The sequence below is a fragment of the Actinomadura oligospora ATCC 43269 genome (genome assembly GCF_000518265.1).
GTDB classification, from domain to species: Bacteria; Actinomycetota; Actinomycetes; order Streptosporangiales; family Streptosporangiaceae; genus Spirillospora; species Spirillospora oligospora.
In genome coordinates this window covers 242355-263024 of the sequence record NZ_JADG01000010.1, presented here as the reverse complement: position 1 = coordinate 263024, position 20670 = coordinate 242355, and the positions used below count along the sequence as shown (strand labels likewise).

The following is a 20670-nucleotide window of genomic DNA, read 5'->3' as shown; positions in this document are numbered from 1 at the left end:
GATTCGGACGCGGACGGCTTCAGGGGTGCTTCGTGACGGTGAACCCCTCGGCCTGGGTGTTCTCGTCGGCGACCCGCACCCCGTAGCGGTAGGCGAGCCTGCCGCCCAGGTACCCGGAGCCGCCCAGGACGGCGAGGCAGACCACCGACAGCGTGATCTGCCCTGCCTCCACCTGGTCGTAGTGGTCGCTGAGCGCGCGCCAGGCCCATCCGGCGCCGTATCCGGCGGTGACGGCGAGGTTCAGCGCCATGTGCAGCAGGGCGGTGCGGAACGCGCGCGTGCCGGGGGTGATCACCAGCAGGTCCAGGAACCCGAACACGGCCGCGGCCAGCGCGCCGAACACCCCGACGGCGATCAGCCAGAGCGAGCCGCGGGTCAGGAAGGACGGGTCGTGGACGATCCGCGACGCCACGTCGAACACCAGGCTCGTCACCCACGCGCCGATCGGCATGGTCACCAGGATGGGGTGCAGGGGGTGACCGTACGTGCCCGACAGGAGCGTCACCGGGCGCTTCGCCTGCCGCAGAGGATCGGACATCACCACCCCCGTTTCACTAACAAGTGTTTGTCCAACGCGCCTGACCAGTCAATACTCCGCCGGTAAAGCCGTGTCGGGCCCTGTCCGCCGCGCGTCCGCCGGTGTAGCGTCCGCACTGTGAGTGACGAAGCCCCGGCCCTGCGGGCCGTGGCGGCGCTCAGTGACGAGCTGCGTCGCCGGATGTTCGAGTACATCCGCCGCGCCCCGGCGCCGGTGACCCGGGACGAGGCCGCCGGAAGCGTGGGGATCTCCCGCAAGCTCGCCGCGTTCCACCTGGACAAGCTCGTCGCCGTGGGCCTGCTGCGCGCGGGCTACGACCGTCCGGGCGGGACGCGCCGGGTGGGCCGCTCCCCCAAGGTCTACCGGCCCACCGGCCTGGACGTGAACGTCAGCATCCCGAGGCGCGAGCACGGCCTGCTCGCCGAGATCCTGCTGGACGGCGTCCGGCTCCAGGCGCCCGGCGAGACCGCGCGCGAGGGCGCCATCCGGGCGGCGGCGGAACGGGGACGGGCCTTCGGCACGGTCGAACGCGACCGCCTCCCGCCGGGACGACTCGACCCCGAACACGCGCTCACCTGCGCCGGAGACACGCTCGAACGGCACGGCTTCGACCCGCAGCGCGTGTCCCCGTCCCTGGTCAGGCTGGCCAACTGCCCGTTCCAGCCCCTCTCCGCCCGGAACCCCGACCTCGTCTGCCGCGTCAACCACGCCCTGCTCGGCGGACTCCTGGACGGCCTGGAGGCGTCCGGCGTGTCCGCGACGCGCGTCCCCCGTCCCGGCATGTGCTGCGTCGAGATGGGCATCCCCGCCCCCGGACCACAAGCCGGACCACGAGCCTGACCCACGACCCGTTCCCCGAGATGGAGAGGTGACGAACGCGATGGCGCACCCCGCGACGATCGTGATCGCCGGAGGCGGCCTGGCCGCCGCCAAGGGCGCCGAGGCGCTCCGCGAGGAGGGCTTCGACGGCCGGATCGTGCTGGCGAGCAGGGAACGGCACCTGCCCTACGAGCGTCCGCCGCTGTCGAAGGAGTACCTGCAGGGCGCGTCCGAGCGCGACAAGATCTTCGTCCACGACGAGGCGTGGTACCGCGACCACGACGTCGACCTGCGCCTCGGCGCCGAGGTCACCGCCGTCGACGCGTCCGGGCACCGGGTCACCCTCGCCGACGGCGACGACCTCGGCTACGACCGGCTGCTGCTGGCGACCGGTTCCACGCCGCGCCGCCTGCCCGTCCCCGGCGCGGACGGCGACAACGTCCGCTACCTGCGGACGGTCGACGACAGCGACCGCCTGCGCGACACCCTCGCCGCGGCCGGACGCGTCGTGGTCGTCGGCGCGGGGTGGATCGGCCTGGAGACCGCCGCCGCGGCACGCATCGCGGGCGCGCAGGTCACCGTGGTCGAGACGCAGCCGAAGCCGCTGGCGGCCGTCCTCGGCTCGCCCGTCTCCGACGTCTTCACCGCCCTGCACCGCGAGCACGGCGTCGACTTCGCCTTCAACGCCCGGACCAGCGAGATCACCGGCTCCGCCGTCGTCCTGGACGACGGCGCCCGCCTCGACGCCGACACCGTCATCGTCGGCGTCGGCGCCGCCCCGGACGTCGAGCTGGCCAGGTCCGCCGGCCTCTCCGTCGACGACGGCGTCACGGTCGGCGCCGACCTGCGCACCTCGAACCCGGACGTCTTCGCCGTCGGCGACATCGCCAACGCCTACCATCCGCTGCTCGGACGGCACGTCCGCGTGGAGCACTGGGCCAACGCGCTCAACCAGCCCTCAGTGGCCGCCCGCGCCATGCTCGGCAAGCCCGCGAGCTACGAGAACCTGCCGTACTTCTTCACCGACCAGTACGACCTCGGCATGGAGTACGTCGGCCTGCCCGACCCGACCCGCGACACCGAGGTGGTCATCCGCGGCGACCTGGACGCCCGCGAGTTCATCGCGTTCTGGCTGCAGAACGGCCAGGTCACGGCCGCGATGAACGTCAACGTCTGGGACGTCACCGACCAGACCCAGGCCCTCATCCGCGCCAGGACCCCCGTCGACCGCGCCGCCCTCGCCGACAAGAACGTGCCGCTCGCCGACCTCGAATGAGCAGCGTGTCGCGCGGAGGCGGCCGGGCCGTGGTCCGCTTCCGCGCGACACGCCGCGACACGCCCTGCGACCTGCTTCGCGACACGCGGTGAAGCCTGGCGCGGGATCGGCCGCGCGGCGTATGGTCACCCGACCGGGACGCGAGGGGCGGGAATGACTGATCGGCACGTGGTGGACGCGACGGACCGGCTCGTCGAGGACGGCCGCCGCCGCTGGGGAAGGCTGGCCGCCCGGCCCGCCGTCGTGAACCCGCTGGACGCGCCGTCCGCGGTGCCGCGCGCGCTGCGGCGGCTGCGGCTGAAGCAGTGGGTGGGGTGGACGCTCGTCCACCCCGAGGCGTGGTCCTCGATGATCATCCAGGACGCGCACTACCTCGCCAGCTCCGAGAGCTACGTGTACGACGCCGCCACGGGCGCGCTGACCGAGTACGCGGCGAGCGCGCGGGGCGGCTCGGCGGCCCTGCCCGCCACCCTGTACGGCAACCGGATGCAGTTCGGGCGGCGCGGCCTGCGGATCGGCTACGACCTCCAGGAGGAGGGCGGGCTGCACCGCGTCCGGATCGAGGCGCCCGCCACCGCCGACACCCCCGCCCTCACCGGCGACCTCGAACTCGACGGGACGGCCGGGACCGCGCCGCTGTCGGTCAGCTCACCCCTGCCCGGCGGCGCGATGTACACCCACAAACTCGTCCTGCCCGCGAGCGGCGTGCTGCGGGTCGGCGACCACGTCTACCGCTTCGAGCCCGACCGGGACCTGGCGATCCTGGACGAGCACCACACCTTCCTGCCGTACCGGACGCGCTGGCTGTGGGGCACGTTCGCGCAGCGCACCCCGGACGGGATCGTCGGGGCGAACTTCGCGCGGCGGCCGACCGTCCCGGGCAGCGAGGAGGAGTCCTGCCTGTGGCTGCCCGGCCTGGACGGTCCGCGCGCCGAGCCCCTCGCCGACATCGCCTTCACGCCCGTGTCGGACGCGCCGCTCGCGCGCTGGCGCATCGCGTCCGCCGACGGCCGCCTGGACGTGACGTTCGAGCCGGTCGGGCGCAAGGCCGTGAAACACCAGCTGGTCGCCGCGTCCATCGACTACTTCCAGCTGTACGGCACCTACACCGGGACGGTCGGCGGACGCGACGTCCGCGACGTCCACGGTGTCTGCGAGAGCATGCGCGCCCGCCTCTGACCAGGCCTTCCGCGGGTCACGGCTTGCGGCCGACCCCGCCGTAGGCGTCGACCTCGACCTTCTCGCCGTCCGCGTCGGGACGCCATAGCTGCAGTGGGACAACGCCCGGCCCGACCACGTCCAGGCCGTCGAAGAACGCCCGGATCTGGTCGGGGTGCCGCAGCCGGTACGGCACGGCGCCGGTCTCGTCGTACCCCTGCTGCGCCTCGAGGAACGCCTGGTCGGTCGCCGTCCCGTCGTACAGCACGAGGAAGCTGCCGGACGGCAGCGGCTCGAGCAGCCGCGTGATGATCGACCGCGCCTCCGCCGGGTCGTCGACGTGCCCGAGGATGCCCATCAGCATCAGCGCGACCGGCCGGGTGAGGTCCAGGTGCTCGCCCGCCCGGCCGGCGACGTCCTCCGGGTCGTGCAGGTCGGCCTCGACGTAGTGCGTCGCCCCCTCGGGACGGCTCGTCAGCAGGGCGCGCGCGTGCACGAGGACGAGCGGATCGTTGTCCACGTACACGATGTGGCTGTCGGGCGCGACGTCCTGCGCGATCTCGTGCGTGTTGCCCTCGGTCGGCAGGCCGGTGCCGACGTCCAGGAACTGCCGGACGCCCTCCTCCCCCGCCAGGTGCCGGACGGCCCGTCCGAGGAACGCCCGGGACGCCCGCGCCAGGTCCACGATCGCCGGGTACACCGCCGTGTAGTCGTCGCCCGCGCGCTGGTCCACGGGGAAGTTGTCCTTGCCGCCCAGCCAGTAGTTCCAGATCCGGGCCGAATGCGGGACCGTGGTGTCGAGGTCGCCCATCAGGTCCCGCTCGACCGCCGCCAGGATCTCGTGCTCGTCGCCGCTCATGATCCGCCTCCCTTGTGCCCCCATCACAGCAGAAGCGGACGCCCTCCGGGACGCGCTCCCCTGGCTGATGCCGGTCAGCGCGGGCCGGGCGGAGGACGGGCCGGGAACCCGCTACGGCGTCGGTGCGAGCTCGTCGAGCATGGCGTGCAACAGCGGCGGCGTCCGCTCCGGCGGACACGCCCGGATGAGCAGCCGCCCGTGCTGCGCGACGAAGTGCGCGATGACGCCCGGCTCCGCCGGATAGGTCGCCGTGCCGGGCTGCTCCACCCGCACCAGGTCGGGCCGGTCGCGGTCCGGGAACCTCATCACCGTGACCGCGCCGTCCAGGATGGCCGCGCCCGCGTCCGCGTCGTCCAGGATCTGCACGGTCACCCCCGGACGTCCCGCCATCCCGAGCAGATGCCGCAGCTGGCCGCGCCGCGCCGCGACATCACCCACGTCCAGCTCCAGGGCGCGCCGGGAGATGATCGCCCACAGCCGGGGCGGACGCGTCCGGTGCAGCACGTCCTGCCGGAACGCGAGCAGCTCGACGCGGCGGCGCAGCTCGTCCGGGTGGAGGTCCGGGCAGTCGAGCAGGATCAGGTGCCGCGCGTACTCCGCGGTCAGCAGCAGGTCGGGGACGCGGGCGGGCGCGAACACCCGGATGTCGGCGAGCTCCGGCTCCAGCGTCAGGTACAGCGCGACGTGCGGCGCCACGACATCGTCGTAGGCCCGCCACCAGGCATGATGCGCGCGCAGCTCGGCGTCGGCGAGCACCTGCCCCGCGCTCATGCCCCGCGCGGGCCCCGTCTCCGGCACCACGTCCGGCCACCGGTAGGAGGTGATCACGGACCCGGCCGGAGCGAGCCACGCCGGCGCCGCGCGGTCGGCGTCCTGAAGGAGCGGATACCGCGCCTGGGCAGGGACGGTCCGCGCCGGGGCGGCGAACGCCCGGACGCCCTCCGCGACGCCGCCGTCCACCGGACCGCCGTCCGGCGGAACGGACTCGGCGGGCACGCAGCGGTCGTAGAGGTCGCGCAGCTCGTCCAGGGTGACCATCGCCGAGACGTCCTGGCCCTTGTCGAGCGCGTGGGCGTAGATCACCGCCCAGACCGACTCGACCTTCTCCCGGCGCGGCCGGCGCGCCGGGACCAGGGTGAACAGGTCGCTGAGCGTCGACCGCGGGACGCCGATGACCGTGACGCCGTGCACCCGGTGCCCTTCGAGGCGCCGGGACAGCCGGTCGAGCGTGTTCAGTGTGGGCCGGCCCGCGAGGCGCAGGTTGCGCCGCAGGGCCTCGACGGCCGCACCGCAGGGGTGCCGCCGCAGGTCGGGATCGGGCATTCGCCGGTCCATTCGGACGAGTCGGGGCGGGCGCACGCCCATCGTCTCACCCGTCCCGCCCGCGCTTCCGGCCGCCTGACACATTCCCGGCCGGTTTCCCCGGACGGATTTCCGGATACCGAGGGAATCCGGTGGATCCGCCCGCGGCCTGTCCGAGATTGCCCGAATGTTGCGATTCGCGGCCGGACCATGCCGCAGAGTGAGTCAGGACGACATCCACCCGCAACTTCCACCCACCACAACCACCCGTCGGAACCACCCGACATCCACCCGCCGCCCGATCGGAGGTCCCGCCGTTGCGCGCCGCACCCCGCGCCGCTTCCGACGCCCCATCCGACACACCCCCCGAGGAACGACCGGACCCAGCCTCCGAGGCCGACCCCGGCTCCCACTCCGAAGCCGGGGATCCGGCGTCGTCCCGCAGCTCCGCCCCGGCCGACGCGGACCGGATGGCCCTGTCCCTGGTCACCCTGTGGGCCATGCGGACGGGCCGCACGCCCCCGCCCGCTCCCTACACCGCCCTGACGGGCGCCGAGCTGCTCACGTTCTGGGCCGACCCGCGCATGGACCCGGAGGAGGAACACCCCGCTCCCCCGACCTAGGCCCGCTCCCGGCGCGGGGCGGTCGTCAGGAGGCGGCTTCCAGGCGCGGGCCGTCGCGCCAGGCGGCGGCCAGGTCCTGGATCGGCAGGTCGAGGACGTCGCTGAGGCAGGCGATCGTGCCGAACCCGGGGCTGGGGAGCCGACCGGTCTCGATCTTGCGCAACGTCTCCGGCGAGATGCCGGCCGCGCGCGCCACGTCGCCGAGGTCCCGGTCCGCCCGCGCCTCACGCAGCAGCCTCCCGAGGCGCCTGCCGGCCTCGACCTGTTCGGGCGTGAGCGGATTGCGAACCATGCCGCAAGAGTACGGTTGGTATTTTAATACCGCAACCGCTACGTTGGTATTTTAATACCGACACACAGCGACGTGCGAGGGCACCCATGATCGAGTTGAAGTCGCCCGCGGAGATCGAGCGGATGCGCACCACCGGGCGGTTCGTCGCCCAGATCCTGTCCGAGCTCGGCGACATCGCGGACGTGGGCGTCAACCTGCTCGACCTGGAGCACCACGTCCGCGACCGGATCCGCGAGCGCGGGGCGAAGTCCTGCTACTGGGACTACGCGCCGTCCTTCGGCCGCGGCCCGTTCCGCAACGTCATCTGCCTGTCGGTCAACGACGCGGTGCTCCACGGGCTGCCCCACGACTACGCGCTGCGCGACGGCGACGTCCTCAGCATGGACATCGCCGTCGAGATCGACGGCTGGGTCGCCGACTCCGCCCGCACCGTCGTCGTGGGCACCCCGGCGGGCGACGACCTGCGGCTCATCCGCGCGACCGAGGAGGCGCTCGAGGCGGGCATCAAGGCCGCCGTCCCGGGCAACCGGCTCGGCGACATCTCGGCGGCGATCGAGGCGGTCACCACCGGCTACGGCTACCCGATCAACACCGAGTTCGGCGGCCACGGACTCGGAAGGACCATGCACGAGGACCCCCACGTCCCCAACAGGGGCCGCGCGGGCCGCGGACTCAAGCTCCGGTCGGGCCTGACCCTGGCGCTCGAACCCTGGATCGCCCGCACCACCGACCAGATCGTCTTCGACCCGGACGGCTGGACCATCCGGTCCGCCGACGGCTCACGCACCGCCCACTCCGAGCACACGATCGCGATCACCGAGGACGGCCCCCTGGTGCTCACCGAACGCCAGCCGCACCACGCGGACTCCGCCTCACCCTCGGCCTGACCGGCGGACGACCCCCACGCCCCGGCCGGACGGCCCGCGCGAGTCGACGCCACGACCGCGCGGGCCGACGGTCAGTTCGTCCGGCCGGTCGCCAGGTGCGGGCCCAGGTAGCCGATGTAGATCAGCCCGGTGTTGTCGGTGTCGTCGAAGAAGTGCAGCCGGGGGGCGGGGGGTTTGCAGCGCTCGAGCTTGATGTGGGCGGTGAAGCAGGCCCGGCCGGACGGATGCGTCGCCGGACGGACCGGGAACATCCGCGCCTGCCGGAACTTCTCCTGGTGCTCCACCCGGTCCGACTCCGCCAGCGCGATGATGTTCGCGCTGATCAGGGCGCCGGGGGCGCCCGACCGGACGAACGCCAGCAGATCCGACAGGTGGGGGCCGGGCGGGGTCCCGGCCCGGCGGGCCCGTTGCTTGGCCCGCGCGTAGGCGTCCAGCGTGGTGAGCGCGTCCCGCGCCTTGCGCCGCCACGACGCCGCCTTGGGATGCGGGTCGAGCGCGGCGGCCACCGAACCGTCCAGGTCGTCCAGCACGAGCAGCGGATGCCGCGCGGCGATCTCGGCGATCAGCGCCTCGAACGAGCCCGGCACCCGGTCGCCGGACGCGGCGGGCGGCGGCGCGCTCGCGACCGCCGGGGCGACGTCGGCGAGCCGCGCCGCCAGCACCCCCCGGTCCCGGACGGCCGCGTCGCGCTCGGCCTCCGCGTCGTCCAGCGCCTCCGCGAACAGGTCCCGCTCGGTGAGCGCCTCCGCGAGCTGCCCGGCGAGGTGGTCGGCGTGCTGCTCGGCCTGCGTCCGCGCCTGCTTCGCGGCGGACGCCTCGTCCTGGAGCAGCGTCAGCCGCCGCTCCGCGCGCCGCTCGACGCCGGCCAGCACCGACTCCATCTCGGCCACACGGGATCGCAGCCGGTCCAGCTCGGACGCCTCCGCCCCCTCACCGGACGCGGACGCGGGCGCCTGCTCGCCGGACGACTCCTGCTCCGGCGGCTTCGCCGGTGGCGGGACCTGCGGACGCAGCCGGCGCGGCAGGTGCTCGGTCAGCAGCGTCGCCGCGTCGACCGCGACGCCCGTCGGGGACGCCTCGGCCCGCACGGCCAGCGCGTCGTCGAGCAGCGCGGTCAGCAGGCCGTGCCGGTCCCGGACGGCCGCGCGGGTGAACGTCGTGTCGTCCTCGGCGTTCCCGGACGGGCCGAAGTACCGCGCCCCGCCCGCCGGTATGGCCCGCTCGGGCAGCAGCCCGGCCAGCACCCGGCGGCCCGGCTCGATCACCACCGCCACGCTCAGCAGTCCTGGCCAGTGCACCCGGAAGAGCGTGTCGATGCTGCTCAGCGCCTTGCGCGAGTCGAGCGACACGACCAGCACGCCGACGCTGCGCTCGGGATGCCCGAGGCTGCCCGCGACCAGCGCGAGCCGCTCGTCCTCGGCCCCGTCGTCCGGCGGGACGCCGTCCAGCGGGAACAGCTTCAGCGGCTCGCCGGTCACCGGCAGCCCGCCCGAGTCGCAGATGTGCTGCCGGTCGATGCCGAGCCGCACGCACGGGGGCACCGCGCGGTGCGTCCAGCCTCGTTCCGCGTGCGCGGCGACGCCCCACTCGACCAGCCCCCGGGGCGAGTCGCGCAGCACGATCGCCGCGCGGACGGCGCCCGCGGCCGGGTCGCTCCAGCGGGCGGTGGTGCGGGCGACCAGCCGGGGCGGATCCGCCCCGTCGCCCTCCTCACGGTCGAAGCGCCACGGCCGGATGCCCGCGTCGTCGCCGGGGAGCGGCGCGCGGGGCGGCGGTAGCGGCAGGGTCGCCGCACGGGAGCCGAGCAGGCGGCTCTGCGGCAGGGCGGTGGCGCGCGGGGCGCAGGCCTGGAGCACGCCGGTGCGCGCGGCGCCCTTCCCGAACGCCTCGAACAGGGCGTCGGCGAGGGCGCGGGTCGCGCGGCGGGGGCCGGCGTCGGCGATGCCGCGCATCCAGATCACTTTCACCCCGGCGCGAGCGGGGTCTGCGGGGTCGTCGATCACGGTGTGCTTCCCTCTCGTCACGGGTTCCGCACGCCCCTATCCAAACCCGAAGCGGGCCCTTCCCTCCGGCGAACGGCGTATGTCGCCGTTCTGAGAGTTTTCCGACGTTCCCCGCCGCGACCTCCGATGCGCCCGGTGCCGCCGCCCTTTACGAAGTAAGATCCGCCCCGGACGAACAGCCCGGGGCGGATCTTGAGCGGAAACGCGAGGTGGGGAGGGTCAGCCGTGTGGGAACTGCTGGGTGTCGGTGCGGACCGAGAAGCGCTTCGGCTCCTCGGCGGAACCGCCCCGCCGCCGCTCGGTGCTGTGCCCGAACAGCGAGTAGTCCACGATCTCCGGGATCACGCGCGGCGCGTCCACGACGACGTCGGAGAACAGGTGGACGACCCCGCAGGCCACGAGACCGACGGCGACGATCACCGCGCCGACGACGAACACCACCCAGTTCGGCCCGACGCACAGCGCCACGCCGCCGACCACGAACCCCAGGAAGACGATGGCGACGGCGACCCACGAGCTCGGCCTGCCCGCGTGCGATCCTCCGTGCTGGTGGTCGATCTCCTCCGTCGCGACGGCGGCGGCCTTTGCTTCTGACATGACAAATCCCCCATTCCCGGTGGAACCTTCCCGCAACGTCGCGGTGCGTAACCACGATCCCGAGTGCCTCGGGCCCGTCGCGCGGCACTTCGACGGCTTCGGACGTTGTCCGGGAAAGGGACCCTTTCCGGTGAACGGGGTGCCGGAGCGTCGTGTCGTGACTACGCTTCGTGCGCCATGAGGACCACGCACGGGCTCAGCGAGATCATCGTCGGGGAGGCGCTCGAACGGCGCAGTCCCGCCCAGGGAACGTCCTACCTGTCGGGGGCGGGGCCCGTCCCCGGCGCGCACATCCCCCCGGTGCTCGTCGCGCCCGTCCCCGAGCTGGTGGCGGCGCTGCGGGCGTGCGACATGTACGGGATGGTGAGCGCGCACGTCGACTGGGCGCGCCGGGGGCGCCCGCTCGTCCCGGACGGGGATCCGGTGCCGGACGACGTGCTCGCGCTCGTCCGGGAGCGGCTCCCCGACACCGCGCCGCGCGGTGACGCGCTGCGCCACGCGGCCCGGGTGTTCTGGGACGTCCTGGTCAGGGCGGGCATCCTGCACTCCGACCACGACACCGGGGTGCTGCGGCCCGGCGCGACCGCCCTCTCGCTGACCGGACCCGACGAGGACCTGGCGCTCGCCGCCTGGCACCGCACCGTGATCGCCCTGCTCGACGAGTGGGGCCAGGACGGGCGGCAGGGGCTCACCTCGAACCTGCTCGTCTCGATCTACACCTACGACCAGCCGATCCCCCGCACGAGCATCACCCCGTGGCTGGACGAGGACGGCCGGGCCACGATGGGTCACCACCTGGACGCGCTGCACGAGTGCGGGCTGGTGGAGTACACCGCCGCGAACGTCGGCATCACGCCGCTCGGCCGGTCGGTGACCCGCGTCCTGCTGGAGGACGCGACGGGGATCCGGGTGCCGATGGTCGGCGACCACGCGGACGGCGACGCGGCCGGGCTGCTGGAGGCGCTGCCGTTCTACCCGTCGTTCATGGTCGATCCGGAGGTGCGGCTGTGGCTCGTCCACGGCGGCCGGACGCAGGAGGACGGCGCGGCCGAGTTCGCCGCGGCGCTCCGGGGCGTCGCTCCCGGCGCCCGGCGCGCGGGGCTGGACATCCTGGGCGGCAAGTACGGCAGGGCGTTCGGCGAGGCGGGACGGCTCGCCCTGGTGGAACTCGCGGACGACCCGGCGCTCGGCGGCCTGGCCCGGAGCAGGCTGGACGACGGGGAGCGCGACGTCCTGCCCCGGCCCGCGCCGCCCGGGTCCGACGCCTGGGCCCTGATCGACATGGTCGCGGAGGGCATGGAGAGCGGCGAGCACACCCCGCACGCGATCATCACCGAACTGGGCTACACGGGCTGGCCCGGGGACAAGTTCGCCAAGCTGCTGGGCCTGTTCGCCGAGTCCGACCACCCGTGGACGGACCGCGTCCTGGCCCTGATGGCCGAGCACCATCCCGAACCGTCCAGCGCCGCCGCCGCCCGCGCCCTTCTCGACCAGAACGCCTGAGCCCCCGGTCCTCCGGCCCCGATCCCCCGGGCCGGAGGACCAGGGGTCCGGCTCAGAAGGTCAGGACGATCTTCCCGGTGAGGCCGCCCTCGTGGAAGCGCTCGTGCGCGGCCTGGACGTCGTGGACGCTGAACGTGGCGTGCACGCGCAGCCGCAGGGCTCCGTGGTCGACGAGCTCGGTGAGCTCGTCCAGTCCGGCGCCGTCCTCGCGCACCTGGTGGACGGTGGTGCGGACGCCGCGTCCGGACAGGTCGGGGACGGGCCCGGCCTGGGTGGCGATCGAGGCGTACCGGCCGCCGTCGGCCACCGCCTCGGTCGCGAAGGCGCCGAAGGTGTCGAAGACGGCGTCGTAGGCGCGGTCCTCGAGGGCGGCGGCGTCGGTGACGACCCGGTCGGCGCCATGGGAACGGGCGAAGGCGGCCTGCGCGTCCCGGGAGACCAGGGCGTCGACCCTGACGCCCCGCGCCCGGGCGATCTGCAGGGCCAGTCCGCCGACCGCGCCCGCCGCGCCCGCGATCAGCAGGCGCTCCCCGGGGGAGACCGCGAGCCAGTCGAGGGTCTGCAGGGCCGTCAGGCCGGGCAGCGGCAGGGTGGCGGCCTCGGCCAGGGTGACCGCGTGCGGGGCGAAGCCGACCGCCTGCGCGGGCAGCGCGACCAGGTCGGCCCAGGTGCCCCGGCCGCTGCCGAGCTGGTGCGACATCGCGATGACGCGTTCCCCGGCGGCCAGGCCGCTGTCCCCGCCGTCGACGACGACTCCGGCCAGGTCCCAGCCGAGCGTCATCGGCAGCGGGGGCGTCCCGTCGCCGATGGACCCCTCCCGCGTCTTGTCGTCCACGGGGTTGATGCTGGTCGCGATGGTCCGGATCAGGATGTCCCCGGGCCCCTGCTTGGGCCGCGGGGCCTCGGTGAGGCCGAGGATGCCGGGGGCACCGAACCGGTCGATCTGTATGGCGCGCACAAAGAGCCCTTCACACGTTCTGCCGCTGACCCGCGCTGCAACACCGAAGATGATCAGGTGATTCCCCGGGACGAGAACCCTCCGGGGTCGCCGCGCCGCCCGCCGGGCCGGTTTTGAGCCGAATCATGAGCGGGCTTTGACTTGGTCCGGACCCCGTCGCGGGCAAGAAACGATCATGGGCATTCCCGCGCTGCGCGCTCCCCTTCCGGTCCACCGCCGTCCGGCCTCCCGAACCCCGGCCCTCCGGGCCCCAGGCCCCACGGCCCATCCCTCCCCGCCGCCCCCGCGACCAGTGCGGACGGGCGCCAGGCCACGGGGAGGGCGACGGACATGAACCCGGTCTTCTCCCCCGACATCGCCATCGACCTCGGGTCCCGCAGCGTGCGGGTGCACGTCCGGGGACGCGGGAAGGTCGTCGCGCAGCCGCCGCTGCTGGCGACCTGCGCGCGCACCGGGCGGATGCTGGCCGCCGGGGACTCGGCCGCCGAGATGCGGCGGCGCGCGCTGCCCTGGGTCCGGTTCGAGCGGCCGTTCGAGGCCGGGATCCCGGTCGACACCGAGCCCGCCTCCCGGCTGCTGCGCCGCCTGGTCCGGGCCGCGCAGGGCAGGCGTCCGTACCTGGTGAAGCCGCGGCTGGCGGTGGCCGTGCCGACGACGCTGACCGACGTCCAGGAGCGGGCGCTGCGGGAGGTGCTGTACTCGGTCGGCACCCGGCAGGCGCATCTGGTCCCGACCCCGATGGCCGCCGCGCTCGGCGCGGACCTGCCGGTGGAGGGCACGCACGCGACCATGGTCGTGGACGTCGGGGCGACCGCGACCAGCGTGGCGGTGCTCGCCTGGGGCGGGCTGATCTGCGCGCACCACTCCCTGGCCGGGGGCGACGCGCTGTCCCGCGCGATCGCCACCCTGATCCGGCACCGGGACGGGCTGCTCATCGCCGAGCAGACCGCCGACGAGGCCAAGCTCAGGGTCGGCGCGGCGCGTCCGCGCGGGAAGCAGCGCTCCCGCCGGATGGTCGTGCACGGCCGGAACCTCGTGACGGGGCTGCCCGGCGCGACCGTGCTGTCGTCCACCGACGTGGAGCGGGCCGTCGCGGCCCCGGTCGCCGACATCGTCCGGACGGTCCGGACGGCGCTCGCGCTGTGCCCGCCGGAGCTGTCGGCCGACATCATCCCGACGGGCATGCTGCTCACGGGCGGCGGTTCGCGGCTGAAGGGGCTGCCCCTGGTGCTCCGCGAGGCGACCGGCCTCCCCGTCCGGGTGGCGGTGGACGCCGAGGACGCGGTGGTCACCGGCGTGGCCCGCTACCTTGAGACCCTGCCCCCGGCGGTGCGGCGGTTCTACGCCGGGTCGCCCCGGCTGATCTGGCCGGGGGCCAGGCCGTCCTGGCTCCCCGCGTCCTGACCTGCGCGTCCCTGCCGACCCACGAGGGCGTGTGACGTCATTCTGGCTTGACGTGACGTCAATGTGGCGTCATAGTTGTGCGCATGGATCTGCTGCCCTACGTGGAGAACCTTCGCCGGGAGTTCGCGGTCGCCGCCGAGGCGGGCGGGCCGGAGGCGCGCGCGCTGGCCGAGCGGCTGTCGGGCGTGCTCGAGGCGTCGGTCCGGCTGACGCTGCTGGAGGCGTTGTCGGCCGCGGCGGACGAGATCACCAGCGACCTCGCGCCGGGTTCGGTCGAGGTGCGGCTGCGCGGCGGCGACCCCGCGTTCGTCGTGACGCCGCCGGAGACCGCGCCGCCCGTCGGGCAGCCGTCCGGCGCCGGGATGGAGGGCGTCCACGAGGCCGTCGCGCCGCCCGCCGGGCCCCCGCCCGTGGAGGACGGCGGCACCGCGCGGATGACCCTGCGGCTGCCCGAGCACCTCAAGACGCGCGTGGAGGAGGCGGCCGGACGCCAGGGCCTCTCGGTCAACGCCTGGCTGGTCCGCGCCATCGCCGGAGCGTTCGAGCGGGGCCCCGCCACCGGCGCCGCCGAACGGCCGCCGCAGACCCAGAGCGTGCGCGGATACACCGGCTGGGTGCGCTGACCCTGCGGACGACCCGGCGGTTCAGGTTCCAGCAGCCCAGGTTCCGACGGTTCAGGCCCGGCGGGTCAGGCCTGGCGGTTCAGGTTCCGGCGGCCCAGGCTCGGGCGCGGTCGGTCAGGGATCTGAGGGCCCGGGGCGACCAGGTCGCGGACGGGTCCGGCGGACGCGCCGACGGGTCGATTCCGAAGGCTTCCTTGACCTGGGCGGACAGCCCGAGGGGCGCGGCCAGTCCGGCCGGGGCGCGCAGGGCGTCCCAGCGGCGGGCGAGGTCGGGGCCCGCGGCGTCGCCGAGGCCCGCGGCGGTGAGCGCGGCGATCACGACGGCGGTCAGCGCGGACAGGTGGTTGCTGCCGCGCGCCGCGCCGTCGAGGGCGCGGGCCAGGTGGGGACGCGCCTCGTCCGGACGGCCCGTCCGGCGGAGCGACTCGGCGAGCAGCGCGCGCAGCGGGAACGTCGCCGCGTACGCGCCGGGGTAGGCGGCGTCGAGGGCGTCGATGGCGGCGCGGAGTTCGCGGCGGGCGGCGTCCGGGTCGTCCTCGGCGAGCAGGCGGAGGGCGACCGTCCATGCGAGGCGCTGCGGATGCGTGGCCGGGCCGCGCAGGACGTGCCGGTCGCGCAGGGCGTCCTCCCAGCGACGGGCCTCGGCGAGGTCGCCGCGTTCGAGGGCGAGCAGGCAGCGCGTCCGGACGGCGATGACCTGGGCGATGACCGGCGCGCCCGCCCGGTCGGCGTCGAACCGGTCCAGGAGCGCGGCGGCCAGGTCCGGGCGTCCCCACTCGGTGAGGCCGCCCGCGGCGCGGGTGCGGCCCTCGGCGAGGTCGTGGCGGCCGAGCCCGGCGAGGATCGCCTCGTGGCCGGTCAGGGCGCGCGGGTCGGCGGTGCGGAACATGCACTCCAGCAGCGTGATCGGCGTGTCGGTGTGCGGGACCGGGCAGCTGCCCGCCAGGCCGTCCATGCTGCTCCGCAGCAGCTCGGCGGCCTCGGCGAACTCGCCGCGCCAGACGCGCATGGCGCCGCGGGTGAGGTCGACGGCCGGACGGAGCCGGGCGGGCGCGGACGCGGCGGCCCGTTCCGCCCAGCGTTCGAACTCGCCGAGGTGGGTGACCTCCAGGACCCAGAACAGCCCGAGCGCGTGGACCAGCTCGGCGGCCCGCGTGGTATCCCCGGCGGCGAAGCCGTGGCCGAGCGCGGCGCGCAGGTTGCCGACCTCCGGGCCGAGGGCGCGCAGCCCCTCGAGCCGGTCGTCCGGGGCGCGGCCGTGGACGGCGCGGGCCCGGTCGAGCCAGTACGCCAGGTGCCGGTCGCGCAGGACGGCGGTCTCACCGCGCTCGTCCAGCCGGTCACGCGCGTGGTCGCGGACGGTCTCCAGCAGCCGGAACCGGGGCCCGGCGGCGCCCCGGTAGGGCTGGACGAGCGAGTCGTCCACCAGCGCGGCGAGGACGGCCGGGACGCGTTTGCCCGGAAGGTCCGGACCGGAGCAGACCCGGCGGGCGGTGTCGGCGGTGAACCCGTCGTGGAACACCGACAGCCGCGCGAGCAGGACGCGGCCCGGTTCGTCCAGCAGGCGGCAGGACCAGTCGATGGTGGCGGCGAGGGTCCGGTGCCGGGGCTCGACGGCCGTGCCGCCCGCCGACAGCAGCGCGAGGTCGTCCTCCAGGTGGTTCGCGAGCTCGTCGGGGGCGAACGCGCGCAGCCGCGCGGCGGCGAGTTCGAGGGCGAGGGGCAGGCCGTCCACCGCCCGGCAGACGCGGCCCGCCGCGCCGGGGAAGGCCTCCAGGTCCACGCCGGGCGCGGACTCCGAGGCCCGTCGCGTGAACAGCCGGACGGCGTCGGTGACCTCGCCCGCGGCGGGCACCGGCAGCGGCGCGAGCGGCCGGACGACCTCGCCGGGCACCCCGAGCGGACGCCGCCCGGTCGCGAGGATCCGCAGGTCAGGGCAGGCGGCGAGGAGGCGGGCGACCAGCCGGGCGCACGCGTGGGCCAGGTGTTCGCAGTTGTCCAGGACGAGCAGCCGCCCGCGTCCGCGCAGCCGTTCCTCGACGCCGAGCCGGGCGGCCTCGCCGTTCCCGGCGACGTCGAGCAGCGCGGCGAGCTCGGCGAACACGTCGTCGTCGGGGGACAGGTGCGCGAGCGCCAGCACCGCGACCCCGCCGGGCGGCGCGTCCCGGGCGGCGACCCGGAGCGCGACCGTGGTCTTGCCGACGCCGCCGGGCCCGGTGACCGTGACCAGGCGGCGCGTCCGGACGAGCCGGGCGAGGTCGGCGCACTCGCGGTCGCGGCCGATGACGTCCTCGACCGGGCAGCGCGGCCCGCGCCAGGGCGGCGTCTCCTCGAGATCGAGTGCCGGGTCGCCGGTCAGGACGGCCTGGTGCGTCCCGCGCAGCGTGGGCGAGGGGTCCAGGCCGAGCTCGTCGGCGAGCCGCGCCCGGACCTCGCGGTACACCTCCAGCGCCTCGGCGCGCCGCCCGGAACGGTAGAGCGCGACCATGAGCTGCGCGGCGGGACGCTCCCGAAGCGGATGGTTCCGGACGAGCGCGGACAGTTCCGGGACGAGCCGCTCGTGCCGTCCGAGCGCGAGGTCGGCCTCGACGTGCTCCTCGACGACCGTCAGGCGCAGTTCGTCCAGCCGCAGCGCCTCGTCCCGGAGCCGGGCGGAGTCGGCGTGGCCGGAGAAGGCCGCGCCGCGCCACAGCCCGAGGGCCTCGGCGAACAGCGCGCCGCGCCGCCGCGGGTCGCCGGTCTCGCGCGCCCGCGCGACGAGGTCCTCGAAGCGTCGCGCGTCGACCTCCCCGTCCGCGGCGGTCAGGCGGTACCCGGTGTCGTCCCGGACGATCCGTCCCGGATCGTCCATGATCTGGCGCAGTTGGTGCACGTAGGAGTGCAGGTTCTTGCGCGCGGACGCAGGCGGGCCGTCCGGCCACAGCCCGTCGGTGAGCGCGTCGTCGGTGACCGTCCGGTTCGCCGCGGCCAGCAGCATGAGCAGCAGCAGCCGCGGCCGTCCGGCGCCGACGGCCACCGGGCGCTCCCCGTCCCGCACCTCCAGGGAGCCCAGGACGCTGAACTTCACAGCACGCGTTATACCCGTCCTGTACCGGAGATCGGGAGGCTGGTCCGGCAGACCCAGCGAACCGGAGGTGCCAATTGTTCGATTCACGAAGTGCCGGGCGGCGGGCGGCCCTCGCCGCGACGGCCCTGGCGTGCGGCGCGGGCGTGGTGGGAGCCGGGCCGTCCGCGTCGGCCGACGGCCGCGGGGACTGGCGACCGTACCGGGCCAAGCCGTTCGTCGACGTCGGGGTGTGCGCGTTCACGGTGCGCGTCGACATCCTCAGGGACGAGGAGGAGGTGCGGACGCTCTCCACCTATCCGGACGGCAAGGTCGAGTGGGAGGAGTTCCGGGGGCCGCTCGTCCTGCTCTTCTCCGGCAACGGCCACTCGGTAGTGCGGGACGTGTCGGGGTACGCCTGGTTCCACCACCTCAAGGACGGCGGGCTGCGCGCCCGACTCGACGGCGGGTTCAGCTTCAGGATCAAGCAAGGCAACGTCGGCTACCCGGCGGGCGACTACATCCTGCACGGCCGCTTCAGCGCGGAGGTCAAGGCGGACGGCAACCGGATCGTCCACCCGGCCCACGCCACGGTCGAGAACCTCTGCGACACCCTGTCCTGACACCGACACGGTCCTGACACCGACACGCGGCCGGGCGCCGACACGTCCGCCTGACACCGGCATGTCCTGAACGTCGTGGCGCGCGCCGTTCCCCTTCCGTACCGGGGGTGCGAAGCTGGTTCGGCAGACTCAGCGAACTGGAGGTGCCTCTTGTTCGATTCACGGAGTGCCGGACGGCGCGCGGCGCTGGCCGCGACGACCCTCGCCTGCGGTGCGGGCCTCGTCTGGGCGGGATCGCCGGCGTCGGCCGACGAACGCGGGGACTGGCAGCCGTACCGCGCCCAGCCGTTCGTCGACGTCGGGGTGTGCGCGTTCCCCGTGAGCGGCGACATCGTCAAGGACGAGGAGGAGGTGCGGACCCTCTCCACCTACCCGGACGGCACGATCCAGTGGCAGGAGTTCCGGGGGGATCTGGTCGTCCGCTTCACCGGCAACGGCCACTCGGTGGAGCGGGACGTACCGGGATACGGGTGGTTCCACTACCTCAAGGACGGCACGCTGCGCATGCGGATCGACGGCGGAATCACCCTCGGGATCAAGCAGGGCAACGTCGGGTATCCGGCAGGCGAATACGTCGTGCACGGCCGCTTCAGCGTGGAGCGCACGGCGGACGGGAACAAGATCATCCATCCCGCGGGCGCCACGGTCGAGAATCTCTGCGACACGCTGAGCTGACGCTCCCGCGGACGGAGCCGACACTCCCGCGGGTGGGGCGCAGGCGACGAGCCCGGGTCCGCGCGCCGGACCCGGGTTCACCCGCACGCGCGCGCGAGTGTCACGCGCGCGAGTGTCAGCTGAGCTGGCCGCCGACGCGGTGCGCGTTCATCTGCTCGCCGAGCTTGCGCAGCCGGAACGCCGCGCCGATCATCACCGCGCCCATCACGATCGCGAACAGCCCGATCAGCCAGGCCAGGGCGACCGCGCTCGACGCGGGCCAGATGAACAGCGCCAGGCCGAACAGCACCGACACCACACCGGCCAGGGCGAGCAGCCACACGTCGTCCAGCTCCGCGCGGAGCCGGATCGCGCCGACGATCTCCAGGACGCCGACGATCACCGCCCAGAACGCGATCAGCAGGAGCAGCACCAGCGCGGTGGCGGCGGGCCAGATGAAGGCCATGAGGCCGAGCAGGATGCCGCAGACCCCGGCGACCGCGAGCCAGCCGCGCGACTCGCCCTCCACGCCGCTGAACGCCCCGGCCAGCGCGATCACGCCGTCCACCAGGGCGTACGCGCCGAACAGGACGGTGAGCGCCCAGACCGTGATGCCGGGCCAGAACAACGCCAGGACGCCGAACAGGATCGCGAAGACGCCCCGGATGAGCAGTGCCCACCAATGGCGGCTGAGTTGACCGATCATGCCGGAGACCTGTCCGCGTCCGGCTGCGCGCAACACCAGCGCCGCGCCCAGGATGGGCAAAATCTCACGGACACGAAGATCGGGGCCGCGCTCCAAGCCCGGTCGGGCGCCGGTCAGGCGCCGATCAGGCTGCCCGCGGCGTAGGTGATCGCCATCGCGATCAACCCGCCGAGGACGTTGCGCAGCACGGCCCGTCCCGGCGGCGCGTCCCCGAGGCGCGCGCTCGTCCAGCCGCAGATCACGAGCCCGATCACGACCGAGACGACGGTGATCCACACGCGCACGGACGGCGGCGGCAGGACGATCGCGAGCAGCGGCAGCAGCGCGCCGACGGTGAACGCGACGAAGCTCGCCAGCGCCGCCTCCCACGGTTTGGCGAGCCCGTAGGGGTCGACGCCCGCCTCCATCGCGGCGTGCGCGGCGAGCGGATCGCGGGCGGTCAGCTCGATCGCGACCTGCCGGGCCACCTTCCGTGACAGGCCCTTGTCCACGTACGCCTCGGTGAGCTCGTCGAGCTCGGCCTCCGGCTCGTCCTCGAGCTCGCGCCGCTCGGTCGCCAGGAAGGCCCGCTCGGTGTCGCGCTGGGTGCTCACCGACACGTACTCCCCCGCCGCCATCGACAGCGACCCGGCGAGCAGGCCGGACAGTCCCGCGAGCAGCAGCGTGGACTCGTGGGCCGTCGCGCCCGCGACGCCGACGACGATCCCGGCCGTCGAGACGATGCCGTCGTTCGCGCCGAGCACCCCCGCGCGCAGCCAGTTCAGGCGGTCGTTGAAGTTGTCGTTCCCCACCGGGTCCTCCC

Annotated in this window: 20 protein-coding genes; 10 read left to right on the top strand and 10 right to left on the bottom strand. The window is 74.5% G+C overall.

The features are described 5' to 3' along the window. Window positions 1-19 precede the first annotated feature (19 nt). Window positions 20-538, bottom strand: coding sequence for a DUF2231 domain-containing protein (locus P696_RS0117330; RefSeq protein WP_026413314.1), 519 nt, complete (start codon window positions 536-538; stop codon window positions 20-22). Window positions 539-655: 117 nt separating this feature from the next. Between P696_RS0117330 and P696_RS0117325 the strand changes: the two genes are divergently transcribed. From P696_RS0117325 to P696_RS0117310, 3 genes are all read left to right on the top strand, one after another. After that, window positions 656-1378, top strand: coding sequence for a helix-turn-helix transcriptional regulator (locus P696_RS0117325; protein ID WP_026413313.1), 723 nt, complete (start codon window positions 656-658; stop codon window positions 1376-1378). Window positions 1379-1406: 28 nt separating this feature from the next. Continuing rightward, entirely contained in the window at window positions 1407-2633 is a 1227-nt protein-coding gene (locus P696_RS0117320; RefSeq protein ID WP_245627700.1) for an NAD(P)/FAD-dependent oxidoreductase, read from the top strand. 153 nt (window positions 2634-2786) lie between these two features. Next, on the top strand, window positions 2787-3812 hold the full coding sequence (locus P696_RS0117310) for a DUF2804 domain-containing protein (protein ID WP_034485344.1): 1026 nt from the start codon (window positions 2787-2789) through the stop codon (window positions 3810-3812). 16 nt (window positions 3813-3828) lie between these two features. Here P696_RS0117310 and P696_RS0117305 read toward each other — a convergent pair whose 3' ends face one another. Both P696_RS0117305 and P696_RS52560 read right to left on the bottom strand, forming a co-directional pair. Beyond that, complete coding sequence (locus P696_RS0117305; protein WP_084337657.1) at window positions 3829-4650, bottom strand: SAM-dependent methyltransferase; 822 nt, start codon at window positions 4648-4650, stop codon at window positions 3829-3831. A 111-nt stretch (window positions 4651-4761) separates the two neighbouring features. Next, window positions 4762-5973, bottom strand: coding sequence for a DUF5753 domain-containing protein (locus P696_RS52560; RefSeq protein WP_051467787.1), 1212 nt, complete (start codon window positions 5971-5973; stop codon window positions 4762-4764). Window positions 5974-6269: 296 nt separating this feature from the next. On the opposite strand from P696_RS52560, the gene P696_RS0117295 reads away from it, so the two are divergent. Then, window positions 6270-6575, top strand: coding sequence for a hypothetical protein (locus tag P696_RS0117295; RefSeq protein ID WP_026413309.1), 306 nt, complete (start codon window positions 6270-6272; stop codon window positions 6573-6575). Window positions 6576-6600: 25 nt separating this feature from the next. Here the strand turns inward: P696_RS0117295 and P696_RS0117290 are convergent, their stop codons facing one another. After that, window positions 6601-6867 (bottom strand): helix-turn-helix transcriptional regulator, encoded by a 267-nt coding sequence (locus tag P696_RS0117290; RefSeq protein ID WP_026413308.1) that lies wholly within the window; start codon window positions 6865-6867, stop codon window positions 6601-6603. An 86-nt stretch (window positions 6868-6953) separates the two neighbouring features. Between P696_RS0117290 and map the strand changes: the two genes are divergently transcribed. Next, window positions 6954-7754, top strand: coding sequence for a type I methionyl aminopeptidase (gene map, locus P696_RS0117285; protein ID WP_026413307.1), 801 nt, complete (start codon window positions 6954-6956; stop codon window positions 7752-7754). A gap of 71 nt (window positions 7755-7825) precedes the next feature. Here map and P696_RS52555 read toward each other — a convergent pair whose 3' ends face one another. After that, window positions 7826-9757, bottom strand: coding sequence for a hypothetical protein (locus P696_RS52555; protein ID WP_157429748.1), 1932 nt, complete (start codon window positions 9755-9757; stop codon window positions 7826-7828). Between the two features lie 219 nt (window positions 9758-9976). Beyond that, complete coding sequence (locus P696_RS46220) at window positions 9977-10354, bottom strand: HGxxPAAW family protein (protein WP_051467785.1); 378 nt, start codon at window positions 10352-10354, stop codon at window positions 9977-9979. Between the two features lie 177 nt (window positions 10355-10531). Between P696_RS46220 and P696_RS0117270 the strand changes: the two genes are divergently transcribed. Further along, window positions 10532-11857, top strand: coding sequence for a hypothetical protein (locus tag P696_RS0117270; RefSeq protein WP_026413306.1), 1326 nt, complete (start codon window positions 10532-10534; stop codon window positions 11855-11857). Between the two features lie 52 nt (window positions 11858-11909). Here the strand turns inward: P696_RS0117270 and P696_RS0117265 are convergent, their stop codons facing one another. Further along, complete coding sequence (locus P696_RS0117265; protein ID WP_026413305.1) at window positions 11910-12815, bottom strand: NADP-dependent oxidoreductase; 906 nt, start codon at window positions 12813-12815, stop codon at window positions 11910-11912. A gap of 330 nt (window positions 12816-13145) precedes the next feature. Between P696_RS0117265 and P696_RS46215 the strand changes: the two genes are divergently transcribed. Continuing rightward, window positions 13146-14219: a rod shape-determining protein gene (locus P696_RS46215; RefSeq protein ID WP_051467784.1), complete on the top strand. Its 1074-nt coding sequence runs from the start codon at window positions 13146-13148 to the stop codon at window positions 14217-14219. Window positions 14220-14302: 83 nt separating this feature from the next. Further along, entirely contained in the window at window positions 14303-14842 is a 540-nt protein-coding gene (locus tag P696_RS0117255) for a toxin-antitoxin system HicB family antitoxin (RefSeq protein WP_026413304.1), read from the top strand. A 79-nt stretch (window positions 14843-14921) separates the two neighbouring features. Here P696_RS0117255 and P696_RS46210 read toward each other — a convergent pair whose 3' ends face one another. After that, window positions 14922-17909, bottom strand: coding sequence for an ATP-binding protein (locus P696_RS46210; protein ID WP_051467783.1), 2988 nt, complete (start codon window positions 17907-17909; stop codon window positions 14922-14924). Between the two features lie 74 nt (window positions 17910-17983). Between P696_RS46210 and P696_RS0117245 the strand changes: the two genes are divergently transcribed. Beyond that, window positions 17984-18508, top strand: coding sequence for a hypothetical protein (locus tag P696_RS0117245; protein ID WP_034485341.1), 525 nt, complete (start codon window positions 17984-17986; stop codon window positions 18506-18508). A 150-nt stretch (window positions 18509-18658) separates the two neighbouring features. Further along, window positions 18659-19183 carry a hypothetical protein gene (locus P696_RS52550; RefSeq protein WP_051467782.1) on the top strand — a complete coding sequence of 175 codons (525 nt, stop codon included), beginning with the start codon at window positions 18659-18661 and terminating at the stop codon, window positions 19181-19183. A 115-nt stretch (window positions 19184-19298) separates the two neighbouring features. On the opposite strand, the gene P696_RS46200 is transcribed toward P696_RS52550, so the two are convergent. After that, window positions 19299-19868 carry an HdeD family acid-resistance protein gene (locus P696_RS46200; protein ID WP_034485339.1) on the bottom strand — a complete coding sequence of 190 codons (570 nt, stop codon included), beginning with the start codon at window positions 19866-19868 and terminating at the stop codon, window positions 19299-19301. A gap of 113 nt (window positions 19869-19981) precedes the next feature. Next, the gene (locus P696_RS0117230; RefSeq protein ID WP_026413302.1) at window positions 19982-20659 is read right to left on the bottom strand and encodes a VIT1/CCC1 transporter family protein; all 678 of its coding nucleotides are present in this window, start codon (window positions 20657-20659) and stop codon (window positions 19982-19984) included. Window positions 20660-20670 lie beyond the last annotated feature (11 nt).